The sequence below is a fragment of the Curtobacterium sp. UNCCL17 genome (genome assembly GCF_000686685.1).
Taxonomy (GTDB): domain Bacteria; phylum Actinomycetota; class Actinomycetes; order Actinomycetales; family Microbacteriaceae; genus Curtobacterium; species Curtobacterium flaccumfaciens.
Window position 1 is genome coordinate 549540 of sequence record NZ_KK366002.1, and the last position, 17783, is coordinate 567322.

Consider the following 17783-nt stretch of genomic DNA (forward strand, 5'->3'; position numbering starts at 1 on the left):
GGCACCATGGCAATGACCGGAACGTTCGCCGAATCGGGAGCCGATCTCCGGCTCGACCAGATCACGAAGTCCTTCCCCGGCCACACCGCGGTGGACAGCCTCGACCTGACGGTGCCCGCCGGCTCGTTCTTCGCGTTGCTCGGCCCGTCGGGCTGCGGCAAGACGACGACCCTGCGGCTCGTCGCCGGGCTCGAGGAACCCACGAGCGGCACCATCACCATCGGCGGCCAGGACGTCACCGACACGAAGCCGTACCAACGGCCCGTCAACACGGTGTTCCAGAACTACGCGCTGTTCCCCCACATGAGCGTGCTCGACAACGTCGCGTTCGGGCTGAAGCGCCGCCGGATCCCGGACCCGATGACGAAGGCCACGGAAGCGCTGCGGCTCGTCGAGCTCGAGGGATCGGCGTCGAAGCGGCCCGCCCAGCTCTCCGGCGGCATGCAGCAGCGCGTCGCCCTGGCCCGCGCGATCGTGAACCGGCCGGCTCTGCTGCTGCTCGACGAGCCCCTCGGTGCCCTCGACTTGAAGCTCCGCCACCAGATGCAGCTCGAGCTGAAGACGATCCAGGCCGAGGTCGGACTCACGTTCCTGCACGTCACGCACGACCAGGAAGAGGCGATGACGATGGCCGACACGGTCGCCGTCATGAACGGCGGCCGGATCGAGCAGATGGGCAGCCCGCAGGACCTGTACGAGCTGCCGCGCACCGCGTTCGTCGCGAACTTCCTCGGCCAGTCGAACCTGCTCGAGGGCGAGGTCCGCGGCACCGATGCCGGCCTGCTCGTCGTCGCCACCGCGGCCGGCTCCATCGCGGTGCCGGCCGACCGAGCCGTCGCCACGACCGGTCGCGTCGTCGTCGGCGTCCGGCCCGAGAAGCTCAAGATCCGCACCGCCGAACCGACCCCCGAGGCCGGACGGAACATCCTCGGCCCCGGTCGGGTCGTGGACGTCTCGTTCTCCGGCGTCAGCACCCAGTACCTGGTCGATGTGCCGGGCGCCGGGCGCGTCTCGGTGTTCGCGCAGAACTCGAAGGGCGGGCCGCGGATCGCGACCGGCACCGAGGTCTGGCTCACGTGGGGCGTCGACCACGGTTTCGGCCTGGAGGCGCACCCCGCGTCCGACGCGACCGTCACCACCCAGGACGACCCGGGCCTCCAGGCCGTCCCCGCCACGGCAGGATCGCTCGCGTGACCGGCGCGGTGCCCGGTCCGGACCTGCTGCGCGGGCTGACGTCGGCCCGCGTGAGCCGACGCGGCCTGCTGGCCGGCGGCGGGGCCGCCGCGCTGGCCGCCCTGCTCACCGGCTGCAGCATCAAGGGCTCCGCCGCCGCCGGCGCCGAGGACACCGTCGACTGGGCGGCGTTCTGGAAGGACGCGAAGGCGACCGGCACCCTGAACTTCGCGAACTGGCCGCTGTACATCGACTCCGACCACGGCAAGTCCGAGTCCCTGGCGCTGTTCAAGCAGGAGACCGGCATCGCGGTCGACTACCAGGCGGTGATCCAGGACAACGCGACCTTCTACGCGACCGTCTCACCGATCCTGCGGGCGCACGGTGCGACCGGCTACGACCTCGTCGTCATGACGAACGGGTTCGAGCTGACCCAGATGATCAAGAACGGGTTCGTGTGCGAGCTCGACCACTCGCGGCTGCCGAACTTCGCCGCGAACGCCTCGGACTCCGTCAAGGACCCCATCTACGACCCGGGCAACAAGCACTCCGTCGTCTGGCAGACCGGGTTCACCGGGCTCGCCTACAACCCGAAGTACACCGGGCGGAAGATCACCTCGCTCAAGGACCTGCAGGACCCGGCCTTCACGGGCCGCATCGGACTGATGAGCGACAACACCGAACTCGGGTCGCTCGGACTGCTCGCGCTCGGCATCGACCCGGAGACCTCGACGCCCGCCGACTGGCGGAAGGCCCAGGCCTGGCTGCGCGAACTGCGGCCGAGCGTCACGGGCTTCTACGACCAGAGCTACATCAACCGGTTGGAGAACGGCGACACCTGGATCACCCAGGCGTGGTCGGGCGACGTGTTCCAGGCGCAGCAGTCCGGGTTCCCCGACCTGGAGTTCGTCACGCCGGAAGAGGGGCAGATGACCTGGCACGACAACATGCTCATCCCACGGCAGGCCGCGAACCCGGTGTCGGCGCTCGAGTGGATGAACTTCTACTACACGCCGAAGGTCGCCGGGATCGTCGAGGACTGGGTCAACTACGTCTGCCCGGTGCCCGCGGCCGAGGACTACGTGCGGGACCAACTCGACGACGCCACCGTGGCGGACAGCCCGCTCGTGTTCCCCTCTGCGGAAGTGTTGGAGCAGTCGCACGAGTTCCGGGTGTTCCAGAACTACGACGAGTACTCGGAGTGGAACGGCATCTTCAACGCGGTGGTGCAGTCGTGAGCGCGGTCGGAGTGGCGCCGGGGCTCGCTCCCGGTGGTTCCGCCGGCCCGGCGCCGGTGCGGCGGGGACGCCGTCGGAGCACACCGTTCTTCCTGGCGCTCGTCGGCACCGCGTACCTCTGCGTGTTCTTCGTCATCCCGCTGGTGTCCGGGCTGATCGTCTCGCTCATGACCGGCAACCCGGACGACGGCTACACGTTCACCTGGAACTTCGGCATCTACGGCTCGCTGTTCGTCGACCCGCAGGTGCCCTACCTGACGTTCCTGCTCCGGTCGCTCTGGTACGGCGCCGCCGCCACGATCGCCTGCATCGTCGTCGGGTACCCGGTGGCGTACTTCATCGCGTTCCGGGTGTCCCCGCGGTGGAAGAACCCGCTGCTCATGCTCGCGTTCATCAGCTTCCTGGTGTCGTTCATCATCCGGACCGACATGTGGGCGTTCGTGCTCGCGTCGCAGGGCCCGGTCGTCACGACGCTGCAGGCGCTCGGGCTGGCCGGCAAGGACTTCCACATCCTCGGCACCGGCGGCGCGGTGATCTTCGGCGACGCCTACAACGACCTGGCCTTCATGGTGCTACCGATCTACGCCGCCCTCGAGCGCATCGACCCACGACTCGGCGAGGCCGCGAACGACCTGTACGCCGGCAAGTTCCGGGCGTTCTGGCACACCACGCTGCCGCTGTCCCGCTCGGGCATCTTCGCCGGGGTGCTGCTCGTCTTCATCGACAGCGTCGGCGACCCGGTGAACTCGGCCCTGCTCGGCGGCACGAACACGTACACGATCGGTCAGGCGATCCAGGACGCCTACTCCGGCAACCAGCAGTACAACGTCGCCGCAGCCCTGTCGACCGTGCTCATGGTCGTGCTCGGCATCATCCTGTTCATCTACGCCCGCGTCTCCGGCACCGACGACCTCGAGGACCTCGTATGACCGCCGTCGCACCGTCCCGATCCGCCGCCGCTCCGGCCTCGCCCGTGACCGGTTCCGTCGCCGGCCGTCCGCGTCGCCACGGCGTGAACCGTCGTGGGCCCTGGCTCGCCATCGTGTACTGGGTGACGATCGCGATCACCCTGGTGCCGATCGTCTACATGATCGTGTACTCGTTCAACGACGCCCCCACCAACCGGCTGTCGTTCGCCTGGAACGGTTTCACGACCTACTGGTACGCGAACCTGGTGAACGTGTCCGGGCTCGGGGCGGCGTTCGTCACCTCGGTGCTCGTCGCGTTCCTCGCCGCCATCATCTCCGTCGCGATCGGGCTGCCCCTCGCGCTGGCGCTGGAGCGGTACCGGTTCCCGGGTCGCGGAGTCGTGAACACCGTCGTGTTCGCCGACATCGCTGCGCCGTCGATCGTCGTCGGTTCCGCGTCGCTCTCGTTCTTCCTGTCGGTGGGGCTCGGCACCGGGTTCCTGACCGTGCTCATCACGCACGTGGCCTTCGACGTCGCCTACGTGGTCGTGGTGCTGCGGGCTCGGATCGCGGGGACCTCGCGGGCGCTCGAAGAGGCCGCGGGTGACCTCGGGGCGACACCGTTCCAGGCCTTCCGGCTCGTCACCCTGCCGCTGCTGGCGCCGGGCATGCTCGCCGCCGGGCTGCTGGCGCTGGCGATGTCGATCGACGACTACGTGATCACCTCGTTCGTCGCCGGGCCCGCGGTGACCTTCCCGCTGTTCGTCTACGGCGCCGCGAAGGCCGGGATGCCGCCGCAGGTGCTGTGCTTCGGGACGCTGGTGTTCGCGGTGGGGCTGCTCGTCGCGCTGCTGAACGGGGCGCTCAACCGGCGGCTGGCGCGCACGCGGGGGTAGGGCTGCGCGCGCTGGTGCTCTGGTGCGAGGTTCCGTCCTCGGTGCGAGCCCGCGCGCGTCGCACCGAGCACGGAACCTCGCACGGGATGACGAGGCCGGGTGATCAGGACGCAGTGTCGGCGAGCTGCGGGCCGAGTGACCGGCGTCGGGCCTGCAGCACGGGGTTGACGGTCGCGACGAGCATGATCAGCAGGCCGATCGCGATGACGAACGGCACCGGCCGGAGTGGGGCGGTCCAGCTCGTCAGGGCTGCGGGGATGCTCGCGAGTGCGAACGGCAGGGCGATGAGCACCGAGGTCACGACGAGGGCGACTGCCTCGAGGACGGCCCCGACGAGTGCGGTGCGGAATGTCCCGCCGGCGACGACGAGCAGGGCGACATCGCGCCGCCGACCCGACGTGGTCATCACGACGGTCGCGGCCCCGGTGAACAGGACGATCAGGACCGGCCCGCCGAAGATCGCCAGGCCACCGAGGTAGTACGCCGGGGAGTCCCAGACGCCGGCCAGACCGGTGAGCGCGGCGAGCATCACGGCCACGGCGAGCAGTGCGACCGCCGCGTGGCTCCGTGCGGCGTGGAAGCGCAGTGATTCGCGGGCGAGGAACCAGGCGACCGGTGACCCGGGCACCGCTGCGGTCCAGGCCGAGACCAGCCGGTGGCACGACCACGGTGCCGACGCGATGACCAGGCCCATCGCCGGGACGAGGAAGAGCATGGACACCCCGCGTTCGCCGAGCAGCGTCGAGGCGTACATCACCAGGGAGATGCCGCCGAGGGCGTACGCGGTGACGAGTCGAGCGCGACCGGGGCGCGTCGGCTCAAGCTCGGGCTCCCGGACGGCGAGGAGTGCGGGGGTCCTCGAGGCCGCGCGTGCCGCCCCGATGGCGCTCAGCAGGACCACGAGGACGAACACCACGAGCGCGACCATGGTCTCGACGCCCCCGAGTCGCGGCTGGAGTGCCGCTGCACCCGGGTTCCGCAGCGGTGCCGACAGGAACGCCATCAGGGCGCCGAGCACGAGCGGCACGAGTGCGAGGGCCGTGGCGAACGCGGCGAGGGCCAGTGTCGCGGCCTGGGCGAGCACCACGCGCTCGACCAGTCCGGGACCGATCCCCACCAGCTGCCAGCGTGCGTGGTCCTGACGCTGCGTCCGGATCGAGAAGCCGACGAGCACGTTCAGGGCACCGATCACCACGATCGCGTTCATCGCCCCGAACACCAGAGCGTGGTTCCGGAGTCCGGCTGCGTCGACGGGGTCGGTGACGGCGGCGGCGGTCGAGACGTCCCCGGCGCAGACCAGGGCGACGAGGGCCGCGAGCACCATCACGACGAAGGCCGCGGTCCACAGACGCCACGACCGCGCCACCTCGGAGAGGACGAGTCGGGCGATCACCGGGACACCGCCTGCAGCACGTCGGCCGCGGTCGGTGCGACGAGTTCGCGGTGCAGGCGTCCGTCACGCAGGACGAGCACCCGGTCGCCACGGGCCGCCGCCTCGAGGTCGTGCGTGACCATCACCACGGAGCGGGATCCCGTGGCCGCGCCCTGCAGCAAGGCGAGCACCCTCGCGCCGGACTCGGAGTCGAGGGCACCGGTCGGCTCGTCGGCGAAGACCACGTCGGGGGCCGTGACGATCGTGCGCGCGATCGCCACCCGCTGCTGCTGCCCGCCGGAGAGCTGCCCCGGTCGCTGCCGGGCCACGTCGGACAGGCCGACGGCGGCGAGGGCGTCGTGGACGGCCGACCGGTCGAGTGAGCCGGACGCCAGGCGCAGCGGCAGGGCGACGTTGTCGAACGCCGTCAGTGCCGGGATGAGGTTGTACGACTGGAACACGAAACCGAGGTGGTCGCGGCGGAACCGTGCAAGGGCGTCCCCGCGGAGCGTCGCCAGGTCGGTGCCGTCGATGTGGACCGAGCCGGAGCTGGGGGAGTCCAGTCCGGACAGGCACTGCAGCAGGGTGGACTTGCCCGACCCGCTGGGTCCGACGATGGTGACGAACTCCCCACGGGGGACGGACACCGTGATGTCGTCGAGGACCGTGGCTGCTCGCCCGCCGGGGCCGCGGAAGGAGCGGGTCAACCCGACGGCGGAGATCAGAGAGGTCATCCGACCAATATATGACATATGTTACGAGCGTGAGTCGGGCGGAGCGGCGGCGGACACGCCACAGGGCGCACGCGTAGGTTCCAGCCATGAGTGCAGAGCTGACGCTCGGCGCCGAGGAAGAGCTGCACCTCATCGACCTCGAGTCCGGCCGACTTTCCGCGAAGGCCCCGCGCCTTCTGCCCAAACTGCCCACCGACCGCTTCGGCGCCGAGCTGCAGCGCACGACGATCGAGACGAACACCCCGGTGGTGCGGACCCTCGACGACCTGCGGCGGGTGATCGTCGACCTGCGCAGTGAGCTCAGCGCCGCGATCGCCCCGGCCGGCGTCACCATCGCGGCCGTCGGCACCGCGCCGAGGTCGGAGTACGCCGACTTCGAACTGAGCTCCGGCGGTCGGTACGGCCGGATGCAGGAGCAGTACCGGATGCTCGTCGACGAACAGCTCATCTGCGGCCTGCAGGTGCACGTCGGGGTGAGCGACCGCGACCTGGCGGTGCTGATCGCCCAGCGGGTGGCGCCGGTGCTCCCGGTCCTGCTCGCCCTGAGCGCGTCGAGTCCGTTCTGGAACGGGCAGGACACCGGGTACGCCTCGTTCCGCAGCATCATCTGGCAGCGGTGGCCGTCGGCCGGCAGCTTCGGTCCGGTCGAGGACGCCGCCGAGTACGACCGGGTGCTCGACGACCTGATCGCCTCGGGCGTGATCGCCGACAAGAAGATGGCCTACTTCGACGTGCGGCCGTCCTCGCACGCACCGACGCTGGAACTCCGGGTCTGCGACGCGACCCCGGTGGTGGACGACGCCGTGCTCATCGCCGGACTCTTCCGCGCCGCCGTGCGCAAGGCCGAGAAGTCGGTCGTGTCGGGCGCCGAGTGGCATCCGCGCAGCGAACCCCTGCACCGTGCGGCGATGTGGCAGGCCGCCCGCTCCGGGTTGAGCGGGGAACTCGTCGGCCTCGGACAGCACCCCGAACGCCTGCCCGCCGAGGTCGCGGTCCGCCAGCTCGTGTCCCGCCTGCGGCCGGAGCTCGAGGAGCTCGGTGACTGGGGGACGGTGACGGAGCTGCTCGACGCGACCCTGGCCCGTGGCAACTCCACCGACCGGCAGCGCACCGCGTACGCCGAGCGCGGAGAGATGGACGACGTCGTCGCCCTGGTGGTGGAGGACACCGCGGGGCTCCCGTCCGGACGCGACGAGGACCCCGTGGTCCCGATCCACGGGTACCGCGTCCGCGCCGGCGACGAGGCGGTCGGCCCCGGGGCACGCCCTCGTCCGGCGTTCCGTGACCTGGCGGCGTTCTTCGACGGCTGGGACGCCGAGACCGCGATCGAGCGCTGCACCGCCCGCGACGTCTGGACCCGCGAGCACCACGTCGGCTTCGTGGTGGACGGCGGGGCGCAGGCGTTCGGCTGCGACCTGGTGCCCCGGACGATCAGCGCGTACGAGTGGTCGCAGCTCGAGCGTGGCCTGGGGCAGCGTGCCCGCGCGATCGAGCTGTTCCTGCGTGACGCGTACGGCGAGCGGCGGATCGTGGCCGACGGCGTGCTGGACGCGGACCACTTCGTCGGCGCGAAGGGCTGGGACCCGGACGCCACCCGGCTGCCGGCGACCGCCGTCCGTGCGCCGGTGCTCGGGTTCGACCTGGTGCGCAACGAGTTCGGCGGCTGGCGGGTGCTCGAGGACAACGTCCGCTCGCCCTCGGGCGTCGCGTACGGCATCGCCCTGCGCGAGCTGATGGACGACGTCGTGCCGGACGCCCCGCGGCCGGCGCACCTGCGCGACCCGCACGGCGTGACCGACCGCCTCCGCCGGACCCTCTGCGCGAACACCTCCGCGGTGACGGGCGCGACCGACCCCGTGATCGCGCTGGTCAGCGACGGCCCCGCCGCCGGCGCGTGGTTCGAGCACCGCAGGCTGGCCGACGGGGCCGGGTTGCGCCTCCTGGCCGGGTCCGACCTGGACGTCCGTGACGGACGCGTGGTCGACGCGACGACGGGCGACGTGCTCGACGGGCTGTACCTGCGGATCGACCGCGACGTCAGCGCGCTGACCGCGGAGCACGCTCCCGACCTCGGCGCGCGGATCCTCGACGCGGCGGAGGCAGGACGCGTCTACCTGGCGAACGCGCCGGGCAACGCGCTGGTCGACGACAAGGCGATGTACGTCACCGTGCCGGACCTGATCTGGTACTACCTGGACGAGAAACCCCTGCTGGCATCGGTGCCGACCTACCGCACGAGCATCGAGGTCGAACGGCTGTCGGTCCTGGACCGCGTCGGGGAACTCGTCACGAAGCCGGTCGACGGCGAGGGCGGACGCGGGGTCCTGATCGGACCGAGCGCGAGCGCCCCCGAGGTGGCCGAGCGACGGCGCGAGATCGCCGCGGACCCCGCCGGGTGGGTGGGGCAGGAGGTGGTGCAGCTGTCCTCGCACCCGACGATCGGACCCGCAGGTCTCGACCCGCGGCACGTCGACCTGCGGGCCTTCGTCTACGCGACGGGGACCGGACCGGACGACGTGCACCTGGCCGACGTCGCCCTGACGCGCGTCGCGCCCGAGGGCAGCATGGTCGTCAACTCGTCGCAGGGCGGCGGCGCGAAGGACACGTGGATCGTGGGGAACGCCCCGGCGGACACCGAGGGAGAGCGCTGATGTGTGGACTCGCGGGCGAGATCCGGTTCGACGGCCGAGCGCCGGACGTCGGGGCGGTCGCCCGGATGACCGGCTGCATGACGCACCGCGGCCCGGACGGCGACGGTCTGTGGGCTCGCGGCCCGGTCGCGCTCGGGCACCGACGGCTGTCCATCGTCGACCTGTCCACCGCGGGCGCGCAGCCGATGGTGCTGGCCGAGGCCGGGCTGACGATCGCCTACAACGGGATGGTCTACAACTACCGGCAGCTCCGCGACGAGCTGCACGGCAAGGGGCACCGGTTCGCGTCGACGTCGGACACCGAGGTCATCGCCCTGGCGTACGCCGAGTGGGGCACCGCGTTCGTCGACCACCTGATCGGGATGTTCGCCATCGCCATCTGGGAGCACGGCAGCGGCCGACTCGTGCTGGCGCGGGACCGGCTCGGCATCAAGCCGCTCTACGTCGCACCCGTCCCGGGCGGCCTCCGGTTCGCGAGCTCCCTGCCCGCGATCCTGGCGGGGGACGGCGGCGCGAGCGGCACCGGCACCAAGGAAGTCGACACGTCCATCGACTCCGTCGCCTTCGCGTCGTACATGAGCTTCCACTCGATCGTCCCCGCGCCCCGCACGATCCTGGCCGGCGTCGGCAAGCTCCCGCCGGCGACCGTCCGGGTGATCGAGCCCGACGGCACCGCGCACGACACCGTCTACTGGGAGCCCCGTTTCGAGCGTGACCCCGCCCGGGCCGACTGGTCCGAGCGGGACTGGGAGCAGGCGTTCATCGGCTCGCTCCGCACCGCCGTCGAGCGCCGGATGGTGGCCGACGTCCCCGTCGGGGTGCTGCTCTCCGGCGGGATCGACTCCTCGCTCGTGGTCGGGCTGCTCGCCGAGGCCGGGCAGCAGGACCTCGCCACGTTCAGCATCGGGTTCGAGGCGGCGGGCGGCGAGTCCGGCGACGAGTTCGAGTACTCCGACCAGGTCGCTGCGCACTTCGGCACCGACCACCACCGCATCCACATCCCCTCGTCGCGCCTGCTCGACGGCATCGACGGTGCGGTCGCCGCGATGAGCGAGCCGATGGTCAGCCACGACTGCGTCGCCTTCTACCTGCTGTCGCAGGAGGTCTCGCAGCACGTCAAGGTGGTGCAGTCCGGCCAGGGCGCCGACGAGGTGCTCGCCGGCTACGACTGGTACCCGCCGCTCGCCGACGTCCCGCGCGACCAGGCCGCCGAGGCGTACCGCTCCGTCTTCATGGACCGCCGGTGGCCGGCGGTGCAGGGCCTGCTCGGGGAGCGGTGGAAGAGCGACGACGACACCCCGTCGGCGTTCGTGGACCGCCAGTTCGCACGGCCGGGCGCGGAGACGAGCGTCGATGCCGCGCTCCGCAGCGACACCACGATCATGCTCGTCGACGACCCGGTGAAGCGCGTCGACAACATGACGATGGCATGGGGGCTCGAGGCCCGCGTGCCGTTCCTGGACCACGAGTTCGTCGAGCTCGCCGCTGCGATCCCGCCGTCGATGAAGCTCACCGACGGCGGCAAGGGCGTGATGAAGCGCGCCTCGCGCGGGATCGTGCCCGACGCCGTCATCGACCGCAGCAAGGGCTCGTTCCCGGTCCCCGCCATCCGGCAGCTCGAGGGCCCGTACCTGGAGCGCGTCCGCGACGCGCTGCACGCACCCGAGGCGCGGGAGCGCGGGCTCTTCGACCCCGCCACCGTCGAGCGGATGCTGCAGGACCCGAACAGCACCAGGACCGCGATCGGCGCGAACGCACTCTGGCAGCTCGGCCTGATCGAGATGTGGCTGCAGCAGCAGGGGGTGCGGTGACCGTGGGTTCCGTCCGGACTGGAGGCGCGCAGGGCGTCGCGTCGTCGGCCACCGTCGAGCCGTCGGTCACCACCAGGGCCGCGGCCGACCTGGGTGCGCGCCTCACCGCCGCCTGGGGGTCGTGGGGACCGACCATGACCCGGAACGCCCGGCGGGTGGCGTTCGTGAGCGACCGGCACGGCACCCCCGAGGTCTTCGTGCAGGACGTCGTCGTCGACGGCGAGTTGCCGGAACCGGTGCGGATCGCGCTGTCCGACGACCCGGTGATCCGGGTGTCGTGGTCGTCCGACGGGGAGTGGCTCGCCGTCGCCATCGCGACCGACGGCGGCGTGAAGCAGCAGGTCTGGGTGGTGCGGCCGGACGGCTCCGGCGCCGCGCAGATCGCCGGCTCGCGGTACCAGCACGCCGAACTCGGACCGTGGAGCCGCAGCGGACACCGGGTCGTCATCACCCTGCCCTCGACCGAGCCCGAGCAGCCGGCCCGTGCGTACCTGGTCGACCCGGTCACCGGTGATCGCGACGACCTGGCCGTGGGGGAGCTCATCCACATCCTCGACCTGTCGGTGGAGGAACGGCTCGTCGTGCTGAGCGACGGCCAGCGCGGCCAGGAGTTCGTCGTGGTCGTCGACCGGCTGACGGACGAGAGCCACGCCCTGTTCGCCGACGACCCCGACGGGTCCGCCGAGATCGCGTTCCTGCGACCCTCGCCCGCGAGCGAGACCAGTCCGCTCGTCGCCTACGTCGCCACCGAGGCCGGACTGCCCCGCCGCGGACTCGTCGCGCAGCCGGTCGGCCCGCACGGCTGGCGCGGCACACCGCGGCGGATCGTCGAGCGCGACGACGCCGAGCTCGAGTACCTGGACGCCGACGACGCCGGCCGCACGCTGCTGCTCGTCTGGAACGTCGACGGCCGCAGTGAGCTCGACCTCATCAACACCCACGACGCCTCGCGCACCCCCGTGCCGGACCTGCCCGGGTACGTCGTCACCGACCCCGTGCTCAGCCGTGACGGCCGGAGCGTGCTGCTCGCCGTCGAGGGACCGACCCGGCCGCGCGAACTGTGGCGACTCGACACGAACGCGCTGACCTGGAGCCGGGTCACCGACGTACCGGTGCTGCCGGACGTGCAGCTGGTCGAGCCGACGCTCGAGCGGTTCGCCGCCCGCGACGGACTGGAGCTGACCGGGTGGCTGTACCGGGCCGTGGAGCCGACCGCGTCGGGGGCGGACGCCGACCCTGGTGCTGGTGCCGTGCCTCCCGGCCGCGCAGCGCTCGTCCACCTGCACGGCGGACCGGAGTCGCAGGAACGACCCACGTTCTCGCCGCAGCACCAGGCGCTCGCCGCCGCCGGGGTGACCGTGTTCGCACCGAACATCCGCGGGTCCTCCGGGTACGGCCACGAGTTCGTGCACGCCGACGACCTGGCGCTGCGGTGGAACGCGCTCGCCGACGTCGTCGACTGCGCTCGGTTCCTGGTGACCAACGGGTACGCCGAGCGTTCCCGGGTCGCCGTCGAGGGACGCTCGTACGGCGGGTACGCGACGCTCGCGTCGTTGGCCTTCACGCCCGACGTGTTCGCGGCCGGGGTCGCGGTGTGCGGGATGAGCGACTTCGCGACCTTCTACCGGGACACCGAACCGTGGATCGCGGCCGCTGCCGCCACGAAGTACGGCCACCCCGTCGAGGACGAGGCCCTGCTCGCGGCACTGTCGCCGATGCGCGCGATCGACGACGTCACGGCGCCGCTGCTCGTCGTGCACGGTGAGCTCGACACGAACGTGCCGATCGGTGAGGCGCACCAGGTCGTCGCGGCGCTGCGGGAGCGGGCGCACGACGTGGAGTACCTGGAGATCGAGGGTGAAGGGCACGAGTACCGGCGGGCGTCGTCGCAGGCGCTGCTCGTGCGGCGGATGGTGGAGTTCGTGGCGGCGCGGCTGGGGTGAGGCCTGGCGGGGCGGGGCGCTCGGTCTGGCGCTCGGTCTGGTGCGAGGTTCCGTACTCCGTGCGGCGCACGTGCCCTCGCACCGAGTACGGAACCTCGCACGGGCCGTGGGCCCCCTCGCACCGTGCGAGCCCCGGCTCGGCGTCACCGGGTGCAACGATGCGTCGGCGGCGCTCGCCGCGGGCGGAGAATGGTGGCATGACGACGACTGCGCCGACCTCGACCGCGCTGCCCCGACCGGGAGAGGTCCTCGTGGCCTCGGCAGCGGAGGTCGAGCAGGTCGTCCACCGTGCCACGAACCAGTACGCCTCCGGCGTCGTCGCGGACACCGCCGGGTGGGCGGACGGCGATCGTCGGCGGATCGAGGACCTCGGGTTCCGTGGTGGTGATGCCCGCGGCGAGGCGCTCCGGACCCTCGACCTGACGATCGCCGACGACGGAACCCCGACGCGCATGCTCGACGCACCCGCGATGGCCGCACTGAACAGCCACCACGCGCGGTTCGCCGAGCGGCGCGGCGACGTGGTCCGCTACCAGACCGACGTGTCGGTGTGGACGGGGATCCCCGAGCGACCCACCGCGCAGGACTGGGAGGACGTCCGGGCGCTGCTCGGGTCGGGCGGGTTGCTCGGCGTCGGTGCGGCTGCCGTCCTGCCCGAGGGGTGGGAGCTCGTCGAGGGTGCCGGCGGCGTGCAGCTGACCGGTGAGGCGATCGACGGTGCGCCGGACGACGAAGCCGTCGTGCTGACGCCCGACGACGTGCCGGAGATGACCGCCCTGGTGGAGCGGACGAAGCCGGGGCCGTTCCTGCCGCGCACGATCGAGCTCGGCACGTACCTGGGCATCCGGCGGGACGGGCGGCTCGTCGCCATGGCGGGGGAGCGGTTGCACCCGCCGGGGTGGACCGAGATCAGCGCGGTGTGCACGGACGAGGCGTACCGGGGGCAGGGGTTCGGGCGTCGGTTGGTGCTCGCCGTCGCGCACGGGATCCGGGAGCGTGGGGAGATCCCTCTGATGCACGCGGCCGCCGGCAACACCGGGGCGATCGGGCTGTACCAGCACCTGGGGTTCCGCCTGCGGGACCGTGGGGCGCCGCGGTTCGTGCGGGTGCCGGACGGGAGCGATCGGCCGGCCGGGAGCGGCAGTTCGGGGGGTTGACTGCCCCGAGTGGCGCTCCGCACACTGTCTTGGTCGCCGGGGGACCTCGGCGCGTCATGACAGGAGAACCATCATCGTGAGGACGTCGTCGTGGACCGCAGGTGCGGTCACCCTCGGTATCGCGCTGGCCGCGGTCGTCGTCTCGACCGGCCCGGGTTCGCCGGCGGTCGCAGCGCCGGCGTGCAACGGGGACCGTGTCACCCTCGAGCAGCTCGCGAGCGGGTGCGCCGTGGCCACGCCGACGATCGTGCTGCCCGACGGCCGGCAGTTCGTCGTGCCGGAACCGGGCACGACGGTCTCCGCGTTACCGGTGGCCGCGTCGGGCGTCGACGACGGCGGGGACGTGTCGATCACGAACACCGGCCGTGCGGGTGTCGCGGTGCGCGTCGACGATGCCTGGTCCGGGTCGGCGGCCGCCGTCCGGCAGGAACGCCAGGCGCTGCGCGACCGGGTGGCCGCCGCGGTCGTGTCACGCGGAGCGGCAACCACGTCGGCCACGAAGGCGGCCACGAGCTGCACCAACACCTCGTACACCCGGCTCGGTTTCCGCTGGGCGGGCCCGGTGAACTGGAGCTACAACCCGAACAACCAGAAGGTCACCGGTCCGTCGGCGATCGGGGCCGGAGCCGACGCCTGGACCGGGCCGGTCTCGTCGTGCGGCCGGACGATCACGTCGACCGCCGACCAGAAGCACCTCGGGGTGCTCAAGCAGGCGATGGGCGTCACCGCGACCGGTGGCTGCGGAGCCGCGAACGCGTCGAGCGTGGTCGGGTGGGGGTCGCTGCCGAAGGACACCCTCGGCGTGACCTGCGTGTGGTCGCGCTCCGGCACGGCCGTCGAGACGGACCAGCGGTACTCGACGTCGGTCAACTGGTCCGCCGCCGCGACCTGCTCCGGGGCACGGTTCGACCTGCGTGGTGTCGCCACGCACGAGTGGGGTCACGCCTACGGGCTCGGGCACACGGCCGCGAACAGCGGCCTGGTGATGAAGCCGTCGGTGTCGACGTGCGAGACGAGTCAGCGCGGCCTCGGCCTCGGCGACCTGCTGGGGATCGACGCGATCTACTGATCGGGGCGCCTTCGTGGATTCTCTAGGATCGACCCATGTCCACGACCATGCCCGGCTTCGGGACGGAGCGCATCACGCAGCTCGGTCTGCGTGACCGCGTCTACGACCGGGTGCTCGAGGTCCTGATGGGCCACGACGTCGAACCGGGCATGCGGCTGTCGATCGACGGCCTCGCTCGCTCCCTCGGGGTCTCGCCGACCCCGGTGCGCGAGGCGCTGGTGCAACTCGAACGCACCGGCCTCGTCACCCGTGAGGCGAACAAGGGGTACCGGGTCTCCCCGCCCCTGGCCGGCGACCAGCTCGAGGCCCTGTTCGACGCCCGGCTCATCGTGGAGAGCGGCGCCGTCGAGCTCGCGGCCCGCGGTGACGTCGACGGCCTGCGCGAGCGACTCGCGGCAGCGCTCGACGAGCAGGCTGCGGTGGCCGTAGAGGTCGCGTCCGTCGGGGCTGCGCACGCCCCGGAGGAGCTGATGGCCCGCTTCTTCCGCAGCGACTGGCAGTTCCACCAGCTGATCTTCGACGCGACGCGGAACCCGTTCCTCGAGGAGATGTCCGAGATCATCACGACGCGCGTGCACCGCATGCGCCAGATCGTCGAGGGTGGTGGGGACGACACGGATCGCGCCGTGCAGGAACACCGGGCCATCCTGGAGGCGCTGGCTGCGGACCCGACGTCGGCCGTCGCCGCGATGCGGCTGCACATCGACGCCGTCCGGTTGCGTTCGCGCGCGGACGCGTCGCACACGAGCTGAGGAAGCGGGGTTGCGTTCCAGCGACGTGCGAGTATCTTTCCTATAGGAAAGAGGTTCAAAACTGAACCACCACGACATGCAAGGGAGCATTCCGTGACCACTCCACAGGACTGGGTCGACCAGGATTGGGACCCCACCACCTGGACGTCGGAGACCTGGCCGATCGCCGCGTGCCTGCACGGGTTCGCGCAGGTCACCCGCGACGGGACGGCCTTCCACGACGCCCCCGCCGAGGTGTGGGACGAGGTGTTCGGGCAGATCGAGGCCGTCGGCTTCTCGCTCGCCGAACTCGCCGACAGCCACATCCGCCCCGCAGACCTCGAAGCCTCGCGCCGCGACGAGCTGTTCGCCGTCGCGAAGTCGCACGGCGTCGGGATCCCGTCCGTGCACCTGCAGCGCAAGAGCGTCATCCAGCCCGGGCACGAGGACGAGAACCTGGCCTACGCCCACCGCACCATCGACGCGGCGGCCGAGTGGGGCATGCAGGTCTTCTCGACGGGGCTGCACCAGCCGTTCACGGACGCGCAGAAGCGCGCGCTGTGGTTCTGGACGGCACCGGGCCCGAAGGACCCCGACGACCCCGAGGTCTGGGCCGCCGCGGTCAAGCGACTGCGGGAGCTCGGCGAGCACGCTGCGAGCGTCGGGCTGCCGATGGCGCTCGAGCTGTACGAGGACACCTACCTCGGCACCGCCGACAGCGCGGTCCGCCTGGTCGAGGAGATCGGTCTCGACAACGTCGGGTTGAACGCGGACGTCGCGAACCTCATCCGTCTGCACCGTCCGGTCGAGGACTGGCGGGAGCTCTTCGCGAAGACGATGCCGTACACGAACTACCTGCACGTGAAGAACTACACGCGTGACGAGGCCGGCGACGGCAGCTGGGCGACGAGTGCGCCGAGCACCATGGAGACGGGCCTCATCAACTACCGCCAGGTCCTGCGCGACGCCGTCGCCGAAGGGTTCCGCGGGATCGTCATGACCGAGCAGTACGGCGGGGACAGCCTCGGCGTCTGCGCCACCAACCAGCAGTACATCCGATCGGTCCTCGCGACGACGAAGCTCGACGCGACGGCGACCCCGACTGCAGCAACCAGCACCGAAGGAGCAATCCGATGAGCACCCTCGACATCGCCGTCGTCGGGTCCGGCTACATGGGCGGTGGGATCGCCCAGGTCCTCGCCCTCGCCGGCCACACCGTCCGGATCGCCGACGTCTCGGCCGAGATCGCCCAGCAGAACCTGGAGCGACTGCTCACCGAGACCGCACAGTTCGTCGCCGACGGACTGTTCCCCGAGGACGCCGTCGAACGGGTCCGCGCACACCTGAGCGCCGCCGAGTCGATCGAGGCCGCCGTCGCCGACGCGGACTTCATCGAGGAGGCCGTGCCGGAGAAGCTCGAGATCAAGCACGCGACGCTCCGCCGCATCAGCGAGGCCGCCCGCCCCGACGCCGTGATCGGCTCGAACACCTCGACGATCCTGATCGAGTCGCTGGCCGAGGCGGTCGTGGGCCCGGAGCGGTTCCTCGGCGTGCACTTCTCGAACCCGGCACCGTTCATCCCCGGCGTCGAGCTCATCCCGCACCCGACCACGAACGAGCACGCGATCGAGGTCGGCGAAACCGTCGTCGCCGCGACCGGCAAGCAGTCGGCGCGGGTGAAGGACTCGACCGGGTTCGTCCTGAACCGCCTGCAGTACGCGCTGTTCGAGGAGGCCACGAAGATCGCCGACGAGGGCATCGCGAGCCCCGACGACATCGACACCATCGTGCGGACCACGTTCGGGTTCCGCCTGCCGTTCTTCGGCCCGTTCGCGATCGCCGACATGGCAGGGCTCGACGTCTACGCGTTCTGCTTCGAGTCGCTGCAGACCCGCTGGCCCGAGCGCTTCGCCACCCCGCCGTCGCTGCAGCAGCACGTGGACGCCGGTGAGCTCGGCACGAAGTCCGGCGCCGGGTACCTCGAGGTCCCCGCCGACCGCACGCCCGAGCTCGTCGCCTACCGGAACAAGGCGTACGTGGCGATGCAGAAGCTCCTCGACGAGCTCGGCCCGGCACCGATCCACTGAGGCGGGAGGGACA

The 17783-nt window shown here is 71.6% G+C and carries 14 protein-coding genes; 12 read left to right on the forward strand and 2 right to left on the reverse strand.

Going from position 1 to position 17783, the window contains the following annotated elements:
* The first annotated feature begins 12 nt into the window (after nt 1-12).
* From BR70_RS0116490 to BR70_RS0116505, 4 genes are read left to right on the forward strand one after another with little or no spacing between them, the layout of a single operon-like run.
* Entirely contained in the window at nt 13-1194 is a 1182-nt protein-coding gene (locus BR70_RS0116490; protein ID WP_027466951.1) for an ABC transporter ATP-binding protein, read from the forward strand.
* Complete coding sequence (locus BR70_RS0116495; RefSeq protein WP_027466952.1) at nt 1191-2411, forward strand: ABC transporter substrate-binding protein; 1221 nt, start codon at nt 1191-1193, stop codon at nt 2409-2411. Before BR70_RS0116490 ends, BR70_RS0116495 begins: the two co-directional genes overlap by 4 nt.
* Nucleotides 2408-3340, forward strand: a complete 933-nt coding sequence (locus tag BR70_RS0116500) for an ABC transporter permease (RefSeq protein WP_051597035.1) — start codon at nt 2408-2410, stop codon at nt 3338-3340. The genes BR70_RS0116495 and BR70_RS0116500 overlap by 4 nt, the downstream gene beginning before the upstream one ends.
* Entirely contained in the window at nt 3337-4215 is an 879-nt protein-coding gene (locus tag BR70_RS0116505; RefSeq protein ID WP_027466954.1) for an ABC transporter permease, read from the forward strand. The genes BR70_RS0116500 and BR70_RS0116505 overlap by 4 nt, the downstream gene beginning before the upstream one ends.
* A gap of 103 nt (nt 4216-4318) precedes the next feature.
* Here BR70_RS0116505 and BR70_RS0116510 read toward each other — a convergent pair whose 3' ends face one another.
* Together BR70_RS0116510 and BR70_RS0116515 are read right to left on the reverse strand one after the other, a co-directional pair.
* Nucleotides 4319-5608, reverse strand: coding sequence for a hypothetical protein (locus tag BR70_RS0116510; protein ID WP_027466955.1), 1290 nt, complete (start codon nt 5606-5608; stop codon nt 4319-4321).
* Entirely contained in the window at nt 5605-6321 is a 717-nt protein-coding gene (locus BR70_RS0116515) for an ABC transporter ATP-binding protein (protein ID WP_027466956.1), read from the reverse strand. The genes BR70_RS0116510 and BR70_RS0116515 overlap by 4 nt, the downstream gene beginning before the upstream one ends.
* Nucleotides 6322-6407: 86 nt before the next feature.
* On the opposite strand from BR70_RS0116515, the gene BR70_RS0116520 reads away from it, so the two are divergent.
* The 8 genes from BR70_RS0116520 (at nt 6408) to BR70_RS0116555 (ending at nt 17770) form a co-directional block, all read left to right on the forward strand.
* Nucleotides 6408-8972 (forward strand): carboxylate--amine ligase/circularly permuted type 2 ATP-grasp protein, encoded by a 2565-nt coding sequence (locus BR70_RS0116520; RefSeq protein WP_027466957.1) that lies wholly within the window; start codon nt 6408-6410, stop codon nt 8970-8972.
* Nucleotides 8972-10783, forward strand: a complete 1812-nt coding sequence (locus BR70_RS0116525) for an N-acetylglutaminylglutamine amidotransferase (protein ID WP_027466958.1) — start codon at nt 8972-8974, stop codon at nt 10781-10783. The genes BR70_RS0116520 and BR70_RS0116525 overlap by 1 nt, the downstream gene beginning before the upstream one ends.
* Nucleotides 10780-12726 carry a S9 family peptidase gene (locus tag BR70_RS23880; protein WP_027466959.1) on the forward strand — a complete coding sequence of 649 codons (1947 nt, stop codon included), beginning with the start codon at nt 10780-10782 and terminating at the stop codon, nt 12724-12726. Before BR70_RS0116525 ends, BR70_RS23880 begins: the two co-directional genes overlap by 4 nt.
* A gap of 197 nt (nt 12727-12923) precedes the next feature.
* Nucleotides 12924-13883 carry a GNAT family N-acetyltransferase gene (locus tag BR70_RS21460; protein ID WP_155896912.1) on the forward strand — a complete coding sequence of 320 codons (960 nt, stop codon included), beginning with the start codon at nt 12924-12926 and terminating at the stop codon, nt 13881-13883.
* Between the two features lie 76 nt (nt 13884-13959).
* Nucleotides 13960-14952 carry a matrixin family metalloprotease gene (locus BR70_RS22600; protein WP_051597036.1) on the forward strand — a complete coding sequence of 331 codons (993 nt, stop codon included), beginning with the start codon at nt 13960-13962 and terminating at the stop codon, nt 14950-14952.
* Nucleotides 14953-14987: 35 nt separating this feature from the next.
* Nucleotides 14988-15704, forward strand: a complete 717-nt coding sequence (locus BR70_RS0116545; protein ID WP_027466961.1) for a GntR family transcriptional regulator — start codon at nt 14988-14990, stop codon at nt 15702-15704.
* A 93-nt stretch (nt 15705-15797) separates the two neighbouring features.
* Nucleotides 15798-16820 (forward strand): sugar phosphate isomerase/epimerase family protein, encoded by a 1023-nt coding sequence (locus BR70_RS0116550; protein WP_051597037.1) that lies wholly within the window; start codon nt 15798-15800, stop codon nt 16818-16820.
* A complete protein-coding gene (locus BR70_RS0116555) occupies nt 16817-17770 on the forward strand; it encodes a 3-hydroxyacyl-CoA dehydrogenase family protein (protein WP_027466963.1) in 954 nt (317 codons plus the stop codon). The genes BR70_RS0116550 and BR70_RS0116555 overlap by 4 nt, the downstream gene beginning before the upstream one ends.
* Nucleotides 17771-17783 lie beyond the last annotated feature (13 nt).